Source organism: Prochlorococcus sp. MIT 1011, assembly GCF_047305235.1.
In the GTDB taxonomy this organism is placed as follows: domain Bacteria; phylum Cyanobacteriota; class Cyanobacteriia; order PCC-6307; family Cyanobiaceae; genus Prochlorococcus_B.
The window spans coordinates 1,434,747-1,452,238 of the sequence record NZ_CP138983.1; the positions used below are offsets into that span (position 1 = coordinate 1,434,747).

The window sequence follows — 17,492 nt, forward strand, 5'->3', positions numbered from 1 at the left end:
GGTCAGAATTATGTTAATTAAAACTGTCTGAAATGCTTGTTGGAAAAGAACTCCTAGACAAAGCAAGATCTTTGAGCAACCGTCCAGAAGACGAAATAGCTAAAGGATGTGGTTATGTAGGGCCAAGCGGTAGAGTTTTACGTAAAAGTTTTTACCGTGCTCTTGTTGAGGCTAAAGGTTATAAACTTCGCTCAAATGGTCCTGGAAGAGCAGGCAACAGATCTTCACGAGGAAGGCAAGCAGAGTTTCGGACAAAAGTTCATGGCAATGGTAATCTTCTTATAGGACATGCCTATACTAAAAAATTAGGTCTTGAACCTGGGCAGGAATTTCGTATCGATGTAAAAAAAGAATCAGGAGCGATAAGTTTGTTACCACTCAAAAAATTATAAATCTTTCAAAGCATATTGTGAAAATAAAATATAAAGCTATTAATTATTAATTCCAACCTTGCTCATTTAGCCATTGAGAATTAATTACTGAGCTTTGTTGGGAAATTGAATCATCATTTTTTACTTTTAGAAGTTTTTCTGCGTACTTAGCCATCAAATCAACTTCCAAATTAACCTTTTCGCCAATTGTCAAAAACTTCAAGCATGTATTAGACCATGTGTGAGGTATTACGGCTACTGAAAATTCACATCCATCAACATATATCTCAGAGATAGTAAGACTTATTCCGTTTAAGCTAATACTCGCCTTATCACACATATATCTACAAAAATTCAAATCATCCCATGAGACTTTCAAATTCCAAGAATTTTTCAAGTTATCAATTGAAATAACTTCACCCAACCCGTCTATGTGTCCACTAACAATATGTCCACCCAAACGGTCAGAAAGACGTAAGGCTGGTTCAAGATTTACATAACCATTTCTCTGAGCTTTTTCTGCAAGATTTGTTCTCTTAAGAGTTTCTTCGCTTATATTTGCAAAAAAAGAATCCTTCATTAATTCAGAAACTGTTAGACAAACTCCATCAACAGAGACACTATCTCCAAGTTTTAGAGGAGAAAAAGGCTTGCACCCATCAACTACCACCCCTAAATTATTTTTCTTAATCGTGCCAATAGACTGAATTAAACCTGTAAACATTATTGAGCCTACAACTTTTAGAATGCTAGTTATGGTATTTAGAAATGTCTTTGAAAAGTTTTTTGAATTTAAATTTAGTTTGATTATGAGTTATTCCAATCTAAGGCCAAGTCTTTTTTCCTCTCAGCAGTGAGTATTGGCAAGGACCAACATTTATTCCAAACACTTTCTTCTGGAAGGAAGATAGATTGATACCTTTTGGAGAAATTTATATTTTTTCTCTTCAAGTCCGGAAAACTCGTTGGTGGCAAATAACCTTTGCTTATAACACGTCTCAAAGAAGCAGTTCCCCACAACGAATTAAACCAATCAGTAGGGAAAGGCTCTGGAGACAGTGAAGGGGAAGCAAGAACTGTCCAATTAAGTGGACTTCCCTCTTGGGGTAAAAGAACTGACAAACGAGGGTCTTCTACAAGGGCATTAACACAGCTAGACAAAGGCAAAACTGCTGCATTGGCTCTACCCGAAACGACCCAATTCAAAGCATTTCTATCATCATAAGACTTTGCTTGGCTCTTGATTTTTGATAAATCATTAACTAAATCTATTTTTTGTGCTATGGAAATCAGAAGATAAGGACTATGAGGAAAAACTATTTGATTTTTAAGTGAACCAGAAAAAATAACCTTCCAAGAATTCTTATTTTCTAGAGCCAGAGAATCTTCGTTCCTAAAAAGTATCACCCAAGGACTAACCGCTAAAGGTAAAAGCTTTTTTTTATAATCCTCGCCTAACCCATCGAGAAAAAAACTAGTCTGCTTGCTGAAATTATTTCTAATATCATCTGCTTTAATTTCTTGAAATAAGTTAATAGCTAACCCAGAAATCCAACCATCATTTAAGACTAATAAATCTGTTTGTTGTTTAAGAGTAGAGTTATAAGAAAATTTTTTCAATTCGATATCTTTTATAGGGGAGAATTCCCAACCTGAAGATAAACTGTTTATAAATTCGTCAGGGAAACTATGAGGAACTCCTCTCAAAGCTAATTTTTTTTGAGAAGTTGAGCACCCAGATAATAAAAGCAAAGAGGAGATGAATCCATATTTGATAAATTCTCTCCTGCCAAATTGATCAGTATTCATATTAATTAAATCCCATGAAAAGTTTTTTCATTCTTCGACTTAAATAGATTACCAACCTCTACATCACATCTTTCAACCATTTCTTTCTGAGTCAATCCTTTGATTTGAGCAAGTAACGATAAAGCTCCAGCCCCAACGCCCTCTTTAACGTAACCAATCTCATAATCTCGAAGAACTTTTTGATTGCTTTCATTAAATCTATAACCACTAGCCAGACCCAGGAGATTGACTTTGAAATGACTGGCGACATGATCCATTAAATGGATAAAAGAATTTCTATTTTTTGCCGAAGAAAGTGTTTCATCAACTAACCATGATGTAGTTCCTATTAAAATTTTACCAACAAATTCAGATCGTAATTTAGGTTCAATTTCATTTAATGCCAAAGCCAATACTGCCAACATTTGACAACCTCCTCCTAATAAAACATCTTGACCAGATTCTATGGCCCCCATCAAAAGACCAACTGCAATTGGCTGAAATGGGTCCCCAACCGCAGCCATAAGCGCAACAGAAGATGGTTTCTTCTTTAAATTTGCGGCTTTAAGTCCTTGATTAACTAATTTTTTTTTTAATTCTGTAGGTGGATTTCTATAACTTCCGCTTATAAGACCATTAACATTTATTCCTAATCCTGAAAGGACTGCAAAAGCTGTAGATGTTCCTCCTGGTACACACTCCGTGACCAAAAGAGATTTTTTTAATTTCTTACCTATTTTAAACCCACCATCAAGTAATAATTTAACTCTAGTTATTTCCATCGCATTCCCTGAGCTCAAGCATCTAGCAGGGCCTATCTCGGGAGACTCGAGGGAAACATGACTAAATGGGGGGCTTTGTAGAAGTCCTGCCGATATGACAGTTGGTTTAATTTTTAAGAACCTTGAGGCAACGTAACTAATCAATGCAGGAGAGACCCCTGCAGGCAAAGGAGGTAAGGGCCATCTTTTTGGAAACAAAGGTCCTCTTAATAAAAGCTCAGCATCTGCAACAGCTGTATAACGTCTAGAAACAGGAGTCGAACCAGCAGCAGAAATGCCTTCAATCTCTGCAGTTCGAGATCCTGCAAGAATTAAAAAGAAAGCCATATTTGTAATATTTTCTTGCCAACTTTTTACTCTTTCATCAACATTTTGCTCTCGCAGACCATCCCCAAAAGCCAAGACTCCTGATGGCAACAAAACATAGTGGTCTCCTTTCATTTTTAATCAATTAGACTCTAGAGAAATTAAATTTTCTAATAGAGCAGGTGGCTCGGGTATGGAAGATTTGAGTCTAGGAAAAATCCAATAAGCCAAAGCGTGTAAACAAAGAACGTAAACGATTTCTTGAGTTATTATCAGAAAGAGTGCAACTACTTGAACTTGTCTCATATCCGGAGTAAAAGAAAGGTTAAAAATATCTATTCCTTTTTCAAGTAATCCTGCTCCAGCACGAGTAAGAATCACCCACAAATTCTCACCAAGCAAGATAGATAAAACCAAAACTCTAATTAAAAAACCCATAGTTCCGATTGACACTCCAACGCTCCAACTTAACCACCAATTCCATCCTTTTTGCCAACTATATCCTAACCACAATGAAAGCAATCCATAGGGGAAGAGCACTAAAGGGCCTCTTAACGGACCCATCAAAGCAGTTAATAGAATTACACATATTGTCACTCCCTCAATCCCTGTCTTAACACCTCTCCTGATTTGAAGAAGAACCAAGGGTAACGGTAAAGCAAGACGAAAAACAGCTCCACCAATAGGTAAATAATAGAGGGCTATCCAAATCAAAGCTGTTGCAGCAGCTAAATAAGAGGACTCAACAATTTTCAAGGCTTTTCTCTTACTCAGAGGAGCTTTATAAACAGACCTGCTGTTAAAAAAGTTTTTATTATCTAAAGTCAAAATTTTTATCTTTTCAAAGATCTATCCTTTAACAAATCACCGCCATCGAAACGTTCGATCTTTTCAACCTCAAACTGAACCCCTGCTTTCCTTAAAGCCTCAGTAACAGTCTCAGCTGGGGCGGCGGGATTAGCGCCTGACAATCTTATAATAATTCTGTATGGCTGTGGATTAAAGATTGTCTTCTTCACTAGTTTGCTTGATTTCTTACTAAGTCTATCTTTATTAGCTATTATTTTTTCTTGAATAGTATTCCCAAAATCTTTTCCATTTTCTTGCCTCTCAACTTTAATTATTGATTTGGTTTTTGGTATTTCATTTGATTTTTGGGGCTTATTATTTATTTTTTCTGAAATTATTGCATTCTCATTGGTATCAAAACTATTTTCCAACTTTTCACCAATTAGAGTATTTGAACATGATTGAAGTGGAAAAAGAATAACTATTAGAAATAATCTAATAAACATTTTCTCTAATAATCTTAAAATATTCAAAATTTTATTTAGTTTTAATTACCCTAACTTTACTAGCTCTTATACGTCCTGTTTTAGTCGTAGAAGGTGATTTTCGAGTGCTGGTTTTTTTTGAAGATGATGACGAATTCAAATCTTTCTTGGTTGTCTTTTTTGTAGAATTTTTTTTCTTAGATGTTACTTTTTTACTTGATTTTTTTGCTGCCAATAATTCAATGGCTTCCTCAATAGAGACATCATCAGCTGCTTTCCCTTCTGGAAGAGAGGCATTTACTTTCCCCTGCTTAACATATAAGCCATATGGGCCATTGAATAACTGGATAGCCTCTTTTTCTCCTTCTGGGACACCGAGCTCCTTCAAAGCAGTTCTTCCCCCTCTTCCTCTTTTAGGGACAGCTAAAAGCTCAAGGGCTCTCTCAAGGCTTACTTGAAGGACATCATCTTCACCTTTAATTGAGCGATAATCTTTTTCGCCACCATTTTTACTCCAAACAACATACGGACCAAATCTCCCCAAACTTGATTGAACCCTACCTCCATCTGGGTGCTCCCCAAGTAGACGTGGTAATTGAATTAATCCAAGAGCCTCTTCAAAGGTCAAATTCTCTGGTTTTAAATTCTTTGGTAATGAAGTCCTTTTTGGATTTGGAGCTTTTTTTAATGATTTATCTTCCAGATATTCAAGTGCTTTCTCAACGTCTATATCTTCCTCTTTTATTTTCTCTGGCAACAAAACCTGAACCTTTGATGAATCTTGCTTCAGATAGAGACCATATTGACTACTTTTGAACAAGCGAAGATTCCCTAATTTCTTCTTACCTTTCGGAGCTCCGAGATCCTTCAATTCAACTACTAAGCCTCGTTGAACAAAATGACCATACCTACCATTTAATAGATATAAATTCTGTCCAGTTTCAGGATCAACCCCGAGTGATTCAGGTCCCTCAGCTTTTTGTTTTAAAATCATCTCTGCGATATCCTCGTCCAAATCTGCAGGAGTAATTTCCTGTGGGAGAGTAGCTGTTATAGGCTTACCATTTTCACCAAGTTGTTTTGATTCCAAGTATGTCCCGAACTTCCCTAATCTAACAAGGGAGGATAGTCCCTCCAAAGAAACAGCTCGGAATTCACCTCCATCTATATCTCCTTCTCTTTGCTGAACTTGATTTTCTAGACCAGTATCACCTTTATAAAAACCTTTTAGATATGGGAGCCAATTCACTTTGCCTGTTGAGATCTCATCAAGTGTAGATTCCATACGAGCTGTAAAGCTCGTATCTACAAGGTCAGGAAAATGTTCTTCAAGAAGAGCTGTAACAGCAAATGCTGTAAAACTGGGAGTCAAAGAATTATTGTTAAGGACTGAATAACCTCGATCAACGATTGTTCCTATTATACTTGCGTACGTTGATGGACGTCCTATACCTTCTTTTTCAAGTGTTTTAACTAATGAAGCCTCGCTATATCTAGCAGGAGGTTGAGTTTGATGCCCAAACGCCTCTACATTATTAGCTGTTGGGCAGTCTCCTACAGATAATTTAGGCAAAAGTACTTCTTGTTCTTCAAGTGCGCTATCAGGATCATCAGTACCTTCAACATAAGCTCTAAAGAAGCCAGGGAAATCTATTCTTTTACCACTTGCCCTGAAAGAGACATCTGATGCTTGCAATTCAACTCCAAGCATTGTCAACCTTGCATCGGCCATTTGACTGGCAACTGTTCGTTTCCAAATCAGTTCGTACAAAGAAAGGTCCCTTCCTTGCAAGTTGGACTCTTTGGGTGTTTTAAAGCTCTCACCAGAAGGACGTATTGCTTCATGAGCTTCTTGAGCATTTCTCGTCTTGTTTGAAAATTGGCGCGGCTTATTATTTAAATATTCAACACCATATTTTGATTCAACACACTTTCTTGAAGCATTAATTGCCTGATCGGACAAATGAACAGAATCTGTTCTCATATATGTAATAAAACCTCTTTCATACAAGCCCTGGGCACATCTCATCGTCTCTCTAGCTGATAACCGAAGTTTTCTATTAGCTTCTTGTTGTAATGTGCTTGTTGTAAAAGGAGGAACTGGTTTACGAATTGACGGTTTTTCTTCGACATTTATAACTTTCCAGCTATCAGTACTTAATTTTTGAGCAAGTTCCTTAGATTCTTCTTCATTGAGTAATTTAACGTTTCGACCAGGTTTCAATAATCCAGTTGATTCATCAAAATCACTACCACTTGCAATTCTTTGTCCGCCAATTGAGGTCATTTGCACCTCAAATTCACTACCTTCTTTTTCTAATTTTGCTTTTAAATCCCAATAACTCCCACTTTTAAAAGATCTCCTGGCTCTCTCACGCAGAACCAGCAATCTTACTGCAACTGATTGGACTCTGCCAGCAGATAAGCCCCAAGAAACTTTTTTCCATAAAAGAGGAGACAACGTATAACCAACTAATCTGTCTAAGATCCTCCTTGTTTCTTGGGCGTGAACTAATTCCATATCAATTTCTCTTGTTTTTGATAAAGCTTTGGAAATAGCTTCTTTAGTTATCTCATGAAAAACCATCCTCTTAACAGGGATTTTGGGATCAAGTACATTCATTAAATGCCAACTAATACTTTCCCCTTCTCTGTCTTCATCAGTCGCAAGCAATAATTCGGCGGCGCCCTTCAAAGATTGTTTTAATTCCTTGACAATTTTCTTTTTGTCTTTGGGGACGACATACAAAGGATCAAAATCAGCCGTTGTATTAACCCCAATAGTGGCCCACTTCTCTCCTTTGTGCTTTGCAGGGATCTCAGAGGCATTATTAGGCAAGTCTCTTATGTGCCCCATTGACGCAAGAACTTGAAAATCCTTAGGCAAAAAACCTTTAATAGTTTTTGCCTTTGTGGGACTTTCAACAATTACCAGAGTATGGTCAGTGGGCATCAGCTCAATTTTCCTCCTTCTTATCTAACGTACTGAACAGTAAAATGCATAGCCCAAAATGATAAAAAAGGCATATTTCATAACTTCGCTAGAGTTATAAAATCAGACACAGCATAAAAACAATACATAAATGGGAGAACTTTTGTCTTTTCAAATATTCATAAACGAGCCTGTAGAGCTTCTGAATCTCTCTTTAAATGCCAAAGCAGTACTACCAGAGGCTGTCGTTCTTATGGCAATGTTAGGGACTCTTTTGGTTGATTTGGCTGGTGAAAAGATCTCAGCTCGTTGGTCTCCTCCAATTTGTTATGCAGGTCTTGGTACATCTTTGATTTTGCTAATACTGCAATGGAATGGAGAAATTCAAGAATCTTTCTTAGGTGCATTCGTCGCAGACAATCTTGCTATTGCTTTTAGAGGGGTAATAGCTCTATCAACTCTTATTTCTCTGCTAATCAGTTGGAAATATGCTGAACAAAATGGAAGTCCTATTGGTGAATTCGCAGCAATATTATTAGCTGCCACACTTGGAGCAATGCTGCTATGTGGTTCAACTGATTTGGTAAGTGTTTTTGTTTCACTAGAAACACTTTCCGTTGCCAGCTACTTACTTTCTGGTTATCTCAAAAGAGATGCCAGAAGTTCAGAAGCTGCTTTAAAATACTTATTAGTTGGTTCGGCTGCAGCCGCTGTATTTCTGTATGGAGCATCCCTACTTTATGGAATAAGTGGATCTACAAATTTAAAAGAAATAGGAATATCCTTGATAAGTGCTCCAACACCTTTATCTGCATTAGCCCTTGTTTTCGTATTGTCTACAGTAGCTTTTAAAGTTGCGGCAGTTCCATTTCACCAATGGACTCCAGATGTTTACGAAGGTTCTCCTACTCCAGTCGTTGCCTTTTTATCTGTAGGATCCAAAGCAGCAGGTTTTGCACTTGCAATAAGGATACTAGTCGGATGTTTTAGCGCTTTTGACACACAATGGAAATTATTATTTACTGTTTTAGCTGTTCTAAGCATGTCGCTGGGAAATGTTGTAGCGCTAGCTCAAAAATCTATGAAAAGGATGTTGGCCTATAGCTCGATTGGACAAGCTGGATTTGTAATGATTGGATTAGTTTGCGGAACTGAAGATGGTTTTGCTGCAATGGTTCTATACATGGCAGCCTACTTATTTATGAATCTTGGTGCTTTTGCATGCGTAATACTCTTCTCAATAAGAACTGGGAGTGATCAAATCTCAGATTATGCAGGTCTATACCAAAAAGATCCATTAATTACATTGGGATTAAGTTTATGCCTTCTTTCTTTGGGAGGTATTCCTCCAATGTTGGGTTTCTTTGGGAAGATTTATTTATTTTTTGCTGGATGGGCAGATGAGCAATACTTACTAGTAAGTATTGGCTTGGTTACCTCGGTTATTTCTATTTACTATTACATCTCAGTTATAAAAATGATGGTCGTAACAGAACCGAAAGAAGCTTCTGATGTTGTGAAAGCTTACCCATCCATAGAATGGTCAATGAAAGGGATGTCGTCTCTCAAAGTAGCATTAATTTTTTGTGTCCTAGTAACTGCTATTGGTGGAATCATTTCAAACCCTCTCTTTAACTTTGCTGATAGTGCGGTAAACGGAACTCCATTGCTTCAAGAAGCTATTACTCTTGCAAGTAAAAGTTCAATTGGCTAACCAATTAAAATCATTGAAAAAATCTGTAGCTCGTCTAAAGAATGTAAATAAATTTTATGGAGAAGGCTCAGTCAAAGTGAAAGCTCTTGACGAACTAAACCTTGAGGTTTCCCAGGGCGATTACATTGCCGTAATGGGCGCAAGTGGCTCTGGCAAAAGTACTGCAATGAATATACTTGGATGCCTTGATCGTCCTACGAATGGGACTTATGAATTAAATGGAACTGCAGTAGAAAAGCTCAATGATGACTTACTGGCAGATATTAGAAACAAAGAACTGGGTTTCGTTTTTCAGCAATTTCATCTACTTCAAGAGGTTTCAGCACTTGAGAATGTAATGCTTCCAATGATTTATGCATGCGTTCCCTCTTTAGAAAGGAAGAAACGTGCTGAGGAAGCTCTTGATCGAGTTGGACTTGGCAACAGAATGACCAATCTACCTAATCAATTGTCTGGAGGACAACAACAAAGAGTCGCCATAGCAAGAGCAATAATCAATCAACCATCACTCTTATTAGCAGATGAACCAACTGGTGCTCTAGATTCCAAAACGACTGAAGATGTTTTAAATCTTTTTGACCAACTTCATAGTCAAGGAATAACAATTGTCTTAGTTACTCATGAAGACAATGTCGCTCAAAGAGCAAAAAAAATCGCAAGATTTAGAGATGGGAAGGTAACAGAGATTACTAATAATTAACTCAGGCAATCATATTTAAGTAGATAGGAATTTCTCTTTATCTTCTTTAAAAATAATCAATCTTCCAATTGAGTCGATACCTTTGATATCCCATATATTGCCAGTTTCTTTATCAATGTATTTTTTTGACCACAATCTTTCTTCAACCTTACTGCATATAAGATTTTTATTTTCTAAAAGATCTAAGGATCTCTCTATTGCAAGTAAAACTTCTGATGACCAAAAATTTATATTCATCTTTTTATCTCTAACGATTTGTTTTAGTGAAATCCCCTCTTTGGGAACATTATTGAAAACGTTTAAACCTACTCCAACTCTTAATAATCTAAGTTTTCCACCTCTAAAAAATAATCTAGGTAAAATTCCAGCTAATTTTTGACCATCAACTAATAGATCATTTGGCCATTTTATTTTGACATTAACTCCTATCCGTTCAATTCTCTCAACCAAAGCTAATGCAACCGCTAAACCATAAAGTTGAGAATTGTTTTCATATGGACCTTCTCTCTTAATAGCTGCACTAACCCAAACCCCTCCTTTTGGAGCGTGCCAAATGCGACCAACTTGACCTTGACCAAATCTTTGGCAAGAAGCAAACATTGCTTTTGGCTGATTGGTTTTTACTGGTTTCTCTTCAATCCATTTTGTTAGCTCAATTTCAGTGCTAGCACAAATAGGTTTCAACTTTAATCGCCAAGATCTTGTAGAGAAATGATTTAATTTCTGATATCTAGAAATCACCCCTACGCCTCTATAGAGTTTTTGATTATTCATATTTCAAAAATCATATGTTCTAAAAAAATCAAGAATTATCCATTGATTTTTTCATCTCCTCTAATTCAACTTCAACTTCTTGGATTTCCACAGTCTTTACTTCATTTACATCTAAATCAGAAGGAGGCAAAGCTATTGCTTCAACACCTGATTTCAATTGACTCCTCAATGTCTCTAATTCTTTTTCTATATCATCACCTCCCTCTAGAGCAGCGAACTTACTTTCTATATCTTCTCCTGCCAACTCTAAGGCTGCTTGCCCCGAAGCTTCCAAAGCTTCTACTTTATCTTCCATTCTCTCAAATGCAGCCATAGCAGACTTACCACCCAAATCACCAACTGCACTTTGAATTTTTTGCTGAGCTTTAGCTGCTTGAGCTCTTGCTTTAAGCATATCTTTTTTAGTTCGAGCCTCCGCAATCTTTCTTTCTAATAACAAAAGACTTTTTTTAAGTTTTTCAACTTGACCATTTTGTGATTGAAATTGAGTTGTTAAAGCTTCAAAGGTTTCCTGAAAAGTTTTTTTTCTACTTAATGCTTCCCTGGCCAGATCATCCTCTCCTTTTTTTAAGGCTAATTCAGCTCTAGAGAACCAATTTTGAATTTGCTCTTTTGCTTGATTTGCCTGATTCTCTAATCTTTTTTGACTTGCAATAGCAATAGCTACCGCTTGTCGTAGTTTCACCAAGTCTTCTTGCATATCAGCAACAGATTGATCAAGAATTTTTATCGGATCTTCTGCATCACTAACAAAGGCATTTAGATTTGCCCTTACTAAGCGACTTAACCTATCTAATAATCCCATTAGTATCTTTTATGCAAACTAGAAAATATTAGCTAGATTTAAGCACTAATTCATCATTAGTGTCTAATTTAAATTGATTTTAGAAGACTTAAAGCATAAAACAAAAGCAAAAAGAGAGCAGTCAATATATTCATGCTTAGAAGAAATCAAGTCTTCATGGAAAGGGAATGTAGGAGGCCTGATTCAAGATTGGGTAGAAATAGCTGGTGAGCAACTTGCATTGAATTGCACACCACTTAACATTCAAAATAAAGTTCTAACGATTGGAGCAAGCCATCCACAGTGGCGACAGGCGCTCCAATACAACCGTTTGGAGTTAATTGAATCTTTAAAATCATATGGATATCAAGTAAAGGAGATAAGGATTAGGCAACATTATCCAATTGAGCTAGTCAAAAGAGAAACTGAAAAAGAAATTTGGGAAAATCACCCAAGCAGAACTGATAAAAATGGAATCACCAATTGTCCTTTTTGCAAAGTGCCTTCTCCTAAGGGAGAAATTAAATTATGGGGTAAATGTAGTTTTTGTAGGAGAAAAGAATTGAAAATAGATTGAGGTATTTACCTTAGGCTTCAAGTAATAAAATCCCCATTTGTCCCATTGCTAGTATTTGATATTCTGCTTTCTTAAAGCCGGCAGAAAGTGCTAAATGAATTTGTTTTTCCCCTGACGGGAAATTAATTAAGCTTTTTTTTATGTATGAATATTCCTGTCCTAAACCGAGAAGTGATGCGATGGGAACAACATAAAGACTTAGATAAATTTTTTGAAAAAGCCCTTGTATTGAACCTCCTTCAAAAGATCTAAAGTCCAATATTCCTGCTCTTCCACCTGGTCTTAAGATTCTCACAGCCTCTCTAAGCCCTGCATAAGAACTAGAAAGATTCCTTAAGCCATAGGACATCAAAAGGCCATCAAATTCATTTGATGCGAGATTAGTTTGTAAAGCATCACCATTTATCCATTCAATTGAAGAATATTTTTGCTTAGATCTTTCTCTCGCAACTAATAATGCTTGAGAAGCTGAATCTAACCCAGTAATATTTTTCGAACTTTTCATATATCTAGCCAAAAGTATTGACATATCACCAGTTCCACAACAAAGATCAATCCATTTTTCTCCAAAAGTGGGGTGAAGAATTTCCAACAATTTTCTTTTCCAAAACCTATGCAATCCAAAGCTGAATATATCATTTAGAAAATCATATCTTGAAGAAATTGAATTAAACATTTCCTCAATAGCTCTAGTATTACCAGGCCTCATATGAATATACAAAAACATTTAAATCAAATATAACTTTAACGCATAATTAATGTCTTATTAATTTTTTTATCATTCAATTGGTCTTATAGGTAAATTTTCCTTAATTAAATATTCTTTTATTTCTTTTATAGTTAATTGTCCATCATGTAACAGGGACGCCAAGAGAGCAGCCGAAGATTTCCCTAGAGTAAAAGCCTCTTTAATATCTCTCAAACAACCAGCGCCTCCCGAAGCTATTACTGGTATTGGAACTTTCTCAGAAATAGTTTTAGTGAGCTCAATGTCATAACCATTTTGAGTGCCATCACCGTCCATGGAAGTTAAAAGTATTTCCCCTGCACCAAGCTGAAATACTTTTTCTGCCCATTCAATGACATCTAAACCAGTATTTTTACGTCCACCACTCACATAAACGTCCCATTTATTAGGGATATTTTTGTTCTTTTTTGCATCAATTGCAACCACAATACATTGAGAACCAAAACGATTTGCCCCTTGAGAAATCAAGGAAGAGTCTTTAACAGCACTGGAATTTAAGCTTACTTTGTCAGCTCCAGCTCTTAGTAATTCATTTATTCCATTCAATGAACTTATGCCTCCGCCAACAGTGAAAGGAATGGTTACAGCTTCAGATGTTCGTCTAACCATTTCAACCAAAGTAGATCTTTTTTCGTGTGTAGCTGTTATATCAAGGAAGACCAATTCATCCGCTCCAGCCTTGCTGTATCTACATCCCAACTCAACCGGATCGCCTGCATCACGCAATCCAACAAAATTAACTCCCTTCACCACTCGTCCGTTTGAAACATCAAGACAAGGAATCAATCTTAAAGCAACCATGATTTTTAAACAGAGGAACTGTTAAGGTGCCCGAAATTAAGTAATTTAATTCCATGGCTAAGCCAACCTCCCTTTCAAGGATAGGTTCAAAAATTAAGATTGATATTGAACGTGTAAGAGATCGCATACCTTCTTATTTGATAGACCAACTATCAGAAAACCCAAGAGGCACTGTGATCGACTATAAAATGACTGACGGCAGGGGTGGAATTGGTGTGGTAATTAAAATGAATGATGGAAGCAAGCATTGGTTCTTTGAAGATGAAGTTTCTTAACCCTGAGATAAAAAAGTGAGTGATGCTAGGCAACTCCTTGGAATAAAAGGAGGTTCTGAAACAAACAACATATGGAAGCTTCGTTTGCAATTAATGAAGCCCATTACATGGATTCCATTGCTTTGGGGAGTCATATGCGGAGCAGCTGCCAGTGGGAATTTCCATTGGGAATTAAGCAACGTACTTGCATCAGTAAGTTGTATGCTCATGAGTGGCCCACTCTTAACTGGATACACCCAAACAATAAATGATTACTTTGATAGAGAAATAGACGCTATTAATGAACCGAATAGACCCATCCCATCAGGTGCGATTTCCCTTTTTCAAGTCAAATTGCAAATTTGGGTTTTATTAATAGCTGGTCTTGGTGTTGCCTATTTATTGGATCTATGGGCACATCACACAATTCCTTCAGTCCTCTTGCTGGCATTGGGAGGTTCATTTGTAAGTTATATTTATTCGGCACCTCCATTAAAACTAAAACAAAACGGTTGGCTTGGTAATTATGCGCTCGGTGCAAGTTATATAGCTCTTCCTTGGTGGGCTGGGCAGGCTCTTTTTGGACACTTAACCTGGACAACCGCCCTACTTACTCTTGCGTACAGCTTGTCAGGATTAGGAATAGCTGTGATAAACGATTTCAAAAGCGTGGAAGGAGATAAAAGCCTTGGACTTGAATCACTTCCTGTCGTTTTTGGTATTAAGAATGCAAGTCGTATTAGCGCAGGAATGATAGATATTTTTCAACTCGCAATGGTAGTAGTTTTAATAGCGATTGGACAACATTTTGCATCTGTCATTTTGGTTTTACTAATAATTCCTCAAATAACATTTCAAGATATATGGCTATTACGTGACCCATTAAAATTTGATGTTAAATACCAAGCCAGCGCTCAACCATTTCTAATCTTAGGGATGCTTGTAACTGCTATTGCCATTGGACATAGTTCCTTAATTATTTTATAAAATTAAGGAACTATTTAAGAATATATTTATATCATTTTTCTTTTACTAACTTTTTAATTTATATAAAACAGCGATATAAAAACCATCTCCATTACCTTTCTCCCCAGGCCAAATTTGTTTTTCATATTCTAATGAAAATTCAGACCTTAATTTAAGAAAATTTTTGATCTGATTAAAATTTTCATCAGGGTGAATCGTACAAGTGGAATAGACCAATTTGCCTCCACTTTTCAATAAAGGTGACAACGAATTTATTAACTGACTTTGAAGCGAAACAAGTTCCTGGATATTATCTTTGTTCATTCTCCATCTAGCATCAGGATGACGCGCAAGAGTACCCAATCCAGAACATGGAGCATCAATTAGTATTCGATCAAAAAAACATTTCCATTCAGGATGCTTTTCTAATAACTCATTAGAGTCAGCAACCAATAGTTGTAAACAGTTAGTTCCAAGTCTTTCTGAGTTGGCTGATATTTTTTTAGATCTTCGGGATGATCGATCAACAGACCAAATTTCACCATTATTATTGATTAATTCAGCAATATGAGTTGATTTACCTCCTGGTGCAGCGCAAGCGTCAAGGATCTTTTCTCCAGGCAAAGCTCCTACTAATGGCGCAATTAATTGTGAAGATCTATCTTGGACACTCCATTTCCCTTCTTCATAACCTGGCCATTTTTTAGGTTCACCAATACCCGCAGGGACTTCCAACCCATAAGGACAACCTGGAATTAATTGATTTTTAATGCCAAAGGAATCAAAAAGTTCTTTTACATCTTTTATATCTGCACGTAATTTATTCACTCTTATATCAATAGGACTAACACTATTGAATGCTTGTGCAATCTTTTGAGCATCTTCGACCCCCTTCCAATCAATCAATTCATCTGCCAACCAAAGAGGTAGAGACTCATTTTTAGCTAGTTCTAAACTGGGATTTTTAGATTTAGGTAGTGAAAGACCTCTCTCTTTACTTCGAAGAGCCGATCGCAAAATACCATTTGCAACAGGCGCAAGCTTTGTCAAACGAAGAGTTTTTGTAAGCTCTACAGTTGTGTTGATAGCAGCAGCTGGAGGTATTCGCTCCATTTTCAAGATTTGATAAAGCCCAAGGTGCAATAACCATCTAAATATCGGAGGTTGCTTTTTAGCCGGTACTTTGCCTAAGAAATCTATCCAGCGATCTAAAAAATATCTTTGTCGAATTGCGCCATAAGAAAGCTCAGTTATTAAAGCTTTATCAATCGACTTGAATGAATAAATGCTAAAAGTCCTATCCAATGCAAAATCTGCAAACGCCCCTCCTCCAACTGCTTGAATAACTTCCAAAGCAGCTTTCCTTGCATCTAACCCTTTTATGGATGCCAGATTTTTACTCAAAGGTAAACAGTAAACATTGCCCAGGTCTCCAAACTTTTAAATCACAATCATAAAGTGCTTAATCTTTAATGGTCAAAACGAAATAAAAAATAGCTCTTTCCCACAAAATGAAAATGATTGTCATTTCGCTATGACAGCGCTAAAGGTGTAACAAGTGATACTTTCGCTCGTTTTTTCTACCGTGTAAAATATGATACATAATCTTTATGTGTGAGGACACAATGAAGCTTTTTCAACGTTTATTAGTAGCTCCTGCAGCTTTGGGCCTTATGGCTCCTGTTGCAGTTAATGCTGACACAGCATTCTCATCAACCACCTCTCTTTCTGGTGGTGCTTATTTCACTGTTGGTTCTGTTTCTGACGGCGGAACAACAGACACAGAAGAAGAGCTTTATATGCAGTATGCATATGGCCTTGATGTAACTTCTAGCTTCACTGGCGAAGACCTTTTCTACGCAGGTATTGAGACTGGTAATGCTAGTGGTCCATTAGCAAGCATGGATAGTGCTGTAGAAGGATCTGGTGCTCTTAATGTTCACTCATTATTCTACTCATTCCCAGTTGGCGATCTTTCAGTAACTACTGGTCCTTTGGTTGATCAGGATGATGTTGTTGCTGCAACAACTTCTGCTTACTCAGATGCTTTCAGACTAGGCGCTATGCCTTACTCATTAGCTGGCAACGAAACTGGGCCTGGTGTTGCTGTTGAATATTCAAACGACAACGGCGTAGTTGCTTCTGCTAGCTTCGTATCTCTTGGTGGTACTTCTGCAACAACAGGTATCAATTCTGATGATGCTGATGATGTTGCGACTTTCACTCTTGGATATAACGGCGACGGATTTGGTGGCGGTCTAGTAATCGCTTCTAACGACGGCGATGCTGGAGCTGGATACGACACGTTTGGTGGTGGTATCTACTACAGCCCAGAGTCAATTGATGCAACATTCAGCGTCGCTTATGACACAAATGATCCAGAAACTGGTGCTGATGCAACTGACTTGTTCATCGGTGTTGACTACGAAGTTGGTCCTGGAACATTAAGTGCTGCATACAACACAACTGATGTTGATGGTAGTGATTCTTTAGATTCAACAGGATTTGAAGTTTCTTACACTTATGCATTGAACGACAATGTATCAATCACTCCTGGTTTCTTCACAGTAGAAGATACAAGTACTGGTGATGATGATTCTGGTGTAGTTGTTGAAACTGCTTTCAGCTTCTAAATCACATAGAAACTTAAATTTCTAAAGACAAGAAAAGCTCCTGTCCAATAGTCAGGAGCTTTTTTTTGTGTAATATTTTAATCAACAG

The 17,492-nt window shown here is 37.0% G+C and carries 18 protein-coding genes; 7 read left to right on the forward strand and 11 right to left on the reverse strand.

Annotated elements, in window-relative coordinates:
* Positions 1-32: 32 nt before the first annotated feature.
* The gene (locus SIB75_RS08625; RefSeq protein ID WP_413682857.1) at positions 33-392 is read left to right on the forward strand and encodes an AbrB family transcriptional regulator; all 360 of its coding nucleotides are present in this window, start codon (positions 33-35) and stop codon (positions 390-392) included.
* Between the two features lie 46 nt (positions 393-438).
* Here the strand turns inward: SIB75_RS08625 and SIB75_RS08630 are convergent, their stop codons facing one another.
* The 6 genes from SIB75_RS08630 to topA all read right to left on the reverse strand — a co-directional run bounded on the left by SIB75_RS08630 (position 439) and on the right by topA (position 7,474).
* The gene (locus tag SIB75_RS08630; RefSeq protein WP_413682858.1) at positions 439-1,095 is read right to left on the reverse strand and encodes a riboflavin synthase; all 657 of its coding nucleotides are present in this window, start codon (positions 1,093-1,095) and stop codon (positions 439-441) included.
* Positions 1,096-1,178: 83 nt separating this feature from the next.
* Positions 1,179-2,180: a hypothetical protein gene (locus tag SIB75_RS08635; protein WP_413682859.1), complete on the reverse strand. Its 1,002-nt coding sequence runs from the start codon at positions 2,178-2,180 to the stop codon at positions 1,179-1,181.
* Positions 2,181-2,185: 5 nt separating this feature from the next.
* On the reverse strand, positions 2,186-3,382 hold the full coding sequence (locus SIB75_RS08640; RefSeq protein WP_413682860.1) for a nicotinate-nucleotide--dimethylbenzimidazole phosphoribosyltransferase: 1,197 nt from the start codon (positions 3,380-3,382) through the stop codon (positions 2,186-2,188).
* A gap of 6 nt (positions 3,383-3,388) precedes the next feature.
* Complete coding sequence (locus SIB75_RS08645; RefSeq protein ID WP_413682861.1) at positions 3,389-4,075, reverse strand: DUF2232 domain-containing protein; 687 nt, start codon at positions 4,073-4,075, stop codon at positions 3,389-3,391.
* 5 nt (positions 4,076-4,080) lie between these two features.
* A complete protein-coding gene (locus SIB75_RS08650) occupies positions 4,081-4,569 on the reverse strand; it encodes a hypothetical protein (protein ID WP_413682862.1) in 489 nt (162 codons plus the stop codon).
* Positions 4,570-4,573: 4 nt separating this feature from the next.
* Positions 4,574-7,474, reverse strand: coding sequence for a type I DNA topoisomerase (gene topA, locus SIB75_RS08655; RefSeq protein WP_413682863.1), 2,901 nt, complete (start codon positions 7,472-7,474; stop codon positions 4,574-4,576).
* A gap of 130 nt (positions 7,475-7,604) precedes the next feature.
* Between topA and SIB75_RS08660 the strand changes: the two genes are divergently transcribed.
* Both SIB75_RS08660 and SIB75_RS08665 read left to right on the forward strand, forming a co-directional pair.
* Entirely contained in the window at positions 7,605-9,167 is a 1,563-nt protein-coding gene (locus SIB75_RS08660; RefSeq protein ID WP_413682864.1) for an NAD(P)H-quinone oxidoreductase subunit N, read from the forward strand.
* Positions 9,160-9,867 carry an ABC transporter ATP-binding protein gene (locus tag SIB75_RS08665; protein WP_413682865.1) on the forward strand — a complete coding sequence of 236 codons (708 nt, stop codon included), beginning with the start codon at positions 9,160-9,162 and terminating at the stop codon, positions 9,865-9,867. Before SIB75_RS08660 ends, SIB75_RS08665 begins: the two co-directional genes overlap by 8 nt.
* A 15-nt stretch (positions 9,868-9,882) precedes the next feature.
* On the opposite strand, the gene SIB75_RS08670 is transcribed toward SIB75_RS08665, so the two are convergent.
* Both SIB75_RS08670 and SIB75_RS08675 read right to left on the reverse strand, forming a co-directional pair.
* Positions 9,883-10,641, reverse strand: a complete 759-nt coding sequence (locus SIB75_RS08670; protein ID WP_413682866.1) for a biotin--[acetyl-CoA-carboxylase] ligase — start codon at positions 10,639-10,641, stop codon at positions 9,883-9,885.
* A 28-nt stretch (positions 10,642-10,669) separates the two neighbouring features.
* Positions 10,670-11,446 (reverse strand): PspA/IM30 family protein, encoded by a 777-nt coding sequence (locus SIB75_RS08675; protein ID WP_413682867.1) that lies wholly within the window; start codon positions 11,444-11,446, stop codon positions 10,670-10,672.
* Positions 11,447-11,519: 73 nt separating this feature from the next.
* Between SIB75_RS08675 and SIB75_RS08680 the strand changes: the two genes are divergently transcribed.
* A complete protein-coding gene (locus SIB75_RS08680) occupies positions 11,520-12,002 on the forward strand; it encodes a DUF721 domain-containing protein (protein WP_413682869.1) in 483 nt (160 codons plus the stop codon).
* Between the two features lie 10 nt (positions 12,003-12,012).
* Here SIB75_RS08680 and ubiE read toward each other — a convergent pair whose 3' ends face one another.
* Together ubiE and hisF are read right to left on the reverse strand one after the other, a co-directional pair.
* Positions 12,013-12,729, reverse strand: a complete 717-nt coding sequence (gene ubiE / locus SIB75_RS08685; RefSeq protein ID WP_413682870.1) for a bifunctional demethylmenaquinone methyltransferase/2-methoxy-6-polyprenyl-1,4-benzoquinol methylase UbiE — start codon at positions 12,727-12,729, stop codon at positions 12,013-12,015.
* 51 nt (positions 12,730-12,780) lie between these two features.
* On the reverse strand, positions 12,781-13,551 hold the full coding sequence (gene hisF, locus SIB75_RS08690) for an imidazole glycerol phosphate synthase subunit HisF (RefSeq protein ID WP_413682872.1): 771 nt from the start codon (positions 13,549-13,551) through the stop codon (positions 12,781-12,783).
* Between the two features lie 53 nt (positions 13,552-13,604).
* On the opposite strand from hisF, the gene SIB75_RS08695 reads away from it, so the two are divergent.
* Both SIB75_RS08695 and chlG read left to right on the forward strand, forming a co-directional pair.
* Positions 13,605-13,826: a DUF2862 domain-containing protein gene (locus SIB75_RS08695; RefSeq protein ID WP_413682873.1), complete on the forward strand. Its 222-nt coding sequence runs from the start codon at positions 13,605-13,607 to the stop codon at positions 13,824-13,826.
* 15 nt (positions 13,827-13,841) lie between these two features.
* The gene (gene chlG / locus SIB75_RS08700) at positions 13,842-14,792 is read left to right on the forward strand and encodes a chlorophyll synthase ChlG (RefSeq protein WP_413682875.1); all 951 of its coding nucleotides are present in this window, start codon (positions 13,842-13,844) and stop codon (positions 14,790-14,792) included.
* A 45-nt stretch (positions 14,793-14,837) separates the two neighbouring features.
* Here chlG and SIB75_RS08705 read toward each other — a convergent pair whose 3' ends face one another.
* Positions 14,838-16,175, reverse strand: coding sequence for a 16S rRNA (cytosine(967)-C(5))-methyltransferase (locus tag SIB75_RS08705; protein WP_413682877.1), 1,338 nt, complete (start codon positions 16,173-16,175; stop codon positions 14,838-14,840).
* 221 nt (positions 16,176-16,396) lie between these two features.
* Here SIB75_RS08705 and SIB75_RS08710 point away from each other — a divergent pair, with 221 nt between their 5' ends.
* Positions 16,397-17,404 (forward strand): porin, encoded by a 1,008-nt coding sequence (locus SIB75_RS08710; protein ID WP_413682878.1) that lies wholly within the window; start codon positions 16,397-16,399, stop codon positions 17,402-17,404.
* The last annotated feature ends 88 nt before the right edge of the window (positions 17,405-17,492 follow it).

Excerpts from the sequence above, each read along its gene's own strand:
- SIB75_RS08625 (WP_413682857.1), top strand. The coding sequence starts at position 33 with ATGCTTGTTGGAAAAGAACTCCTAGACAAAGCAAGATCTTTGAGCAAC.
- SIB75_RS08630 (WP_413682858.1), bottom strand. The coding sequence starts at position 1,095 with ATGTTTACAGGTTTAATTCAGTCTATTGGCACGATTAAGAAAAATAAT.
- SIB75_RS08635 (WP_413682859.1), bottom strand. The coding sequence starts at position 2,180 with ATGAATACTGATCAATTTGGCAGGAGAGAATTTATCAAATATGGATTC.
- SIB75_RS08640 (WP_413682860.1), bottom strand. The coding sequence starts at position 3,382 with ATGAAAGGAGACCACTATGTTTTGTTGCCATCAGGAGTCTTGGCTTTT.
- topA (WP_413682863.1), bottom strand. The coding sequence starts at position 7,474 with ATGCCCACTGACCATACTCTGGTAATTGTTGAAAGTCCCACAAAGGCA.
- SIB75_RS08660 (WP_413682864.1), top strand. The coding sequence starts at position 7,605 with ATGGGAGAACTTTTGTCTTTTCAAATATTCATAAACGAGCCTGTAGAG.
- SIB75_RS08670 (WP_413682866.1), bottom strand. The coding sequence starts at position 10,641 with ATGAATAATCAAAAACTCTATAGAGGCGTAGGGGTGATTTCTAGATAT.
- SIB75_RS08675 (WP_413682867.1), bottom strand. The coding sequence starts at position 11,446 with ATGGGATTATTAGATAGGTTAAGTCGCTTAGTAAGGGCAAATCTAAAT.
- ubiE (WP_413682870.1), bottom strand. The coding sequence starts at position 12,729 with ATGTTTTTGTATATTCATATGAGGCCTGGTAATACTAGAGCTATTGAG.
- hisF (WP_413682872.1), bottom strand. The coding sequence starts at position 13,551 with ATGGTTGCTTTAAGATTGATTCCTTGTCTTGATGTTTCAAACGGACGA.
- SIB75_RS08695 (WP_413682873.1), top strand. The coding sequence starts at position 13,605 with ATGGCTAAGCCAACCTCCCTTTCAAGGATAGGTTCAAAAATTAAGATT.
- SIB75_RS08710 (WP_413682878.1), top strand. The coding sequence starts at position 16,397 with ATGAAGCTTTTTCAACGTTTATTAGTAGCTCCTGCAGCTTTGGGCCTT.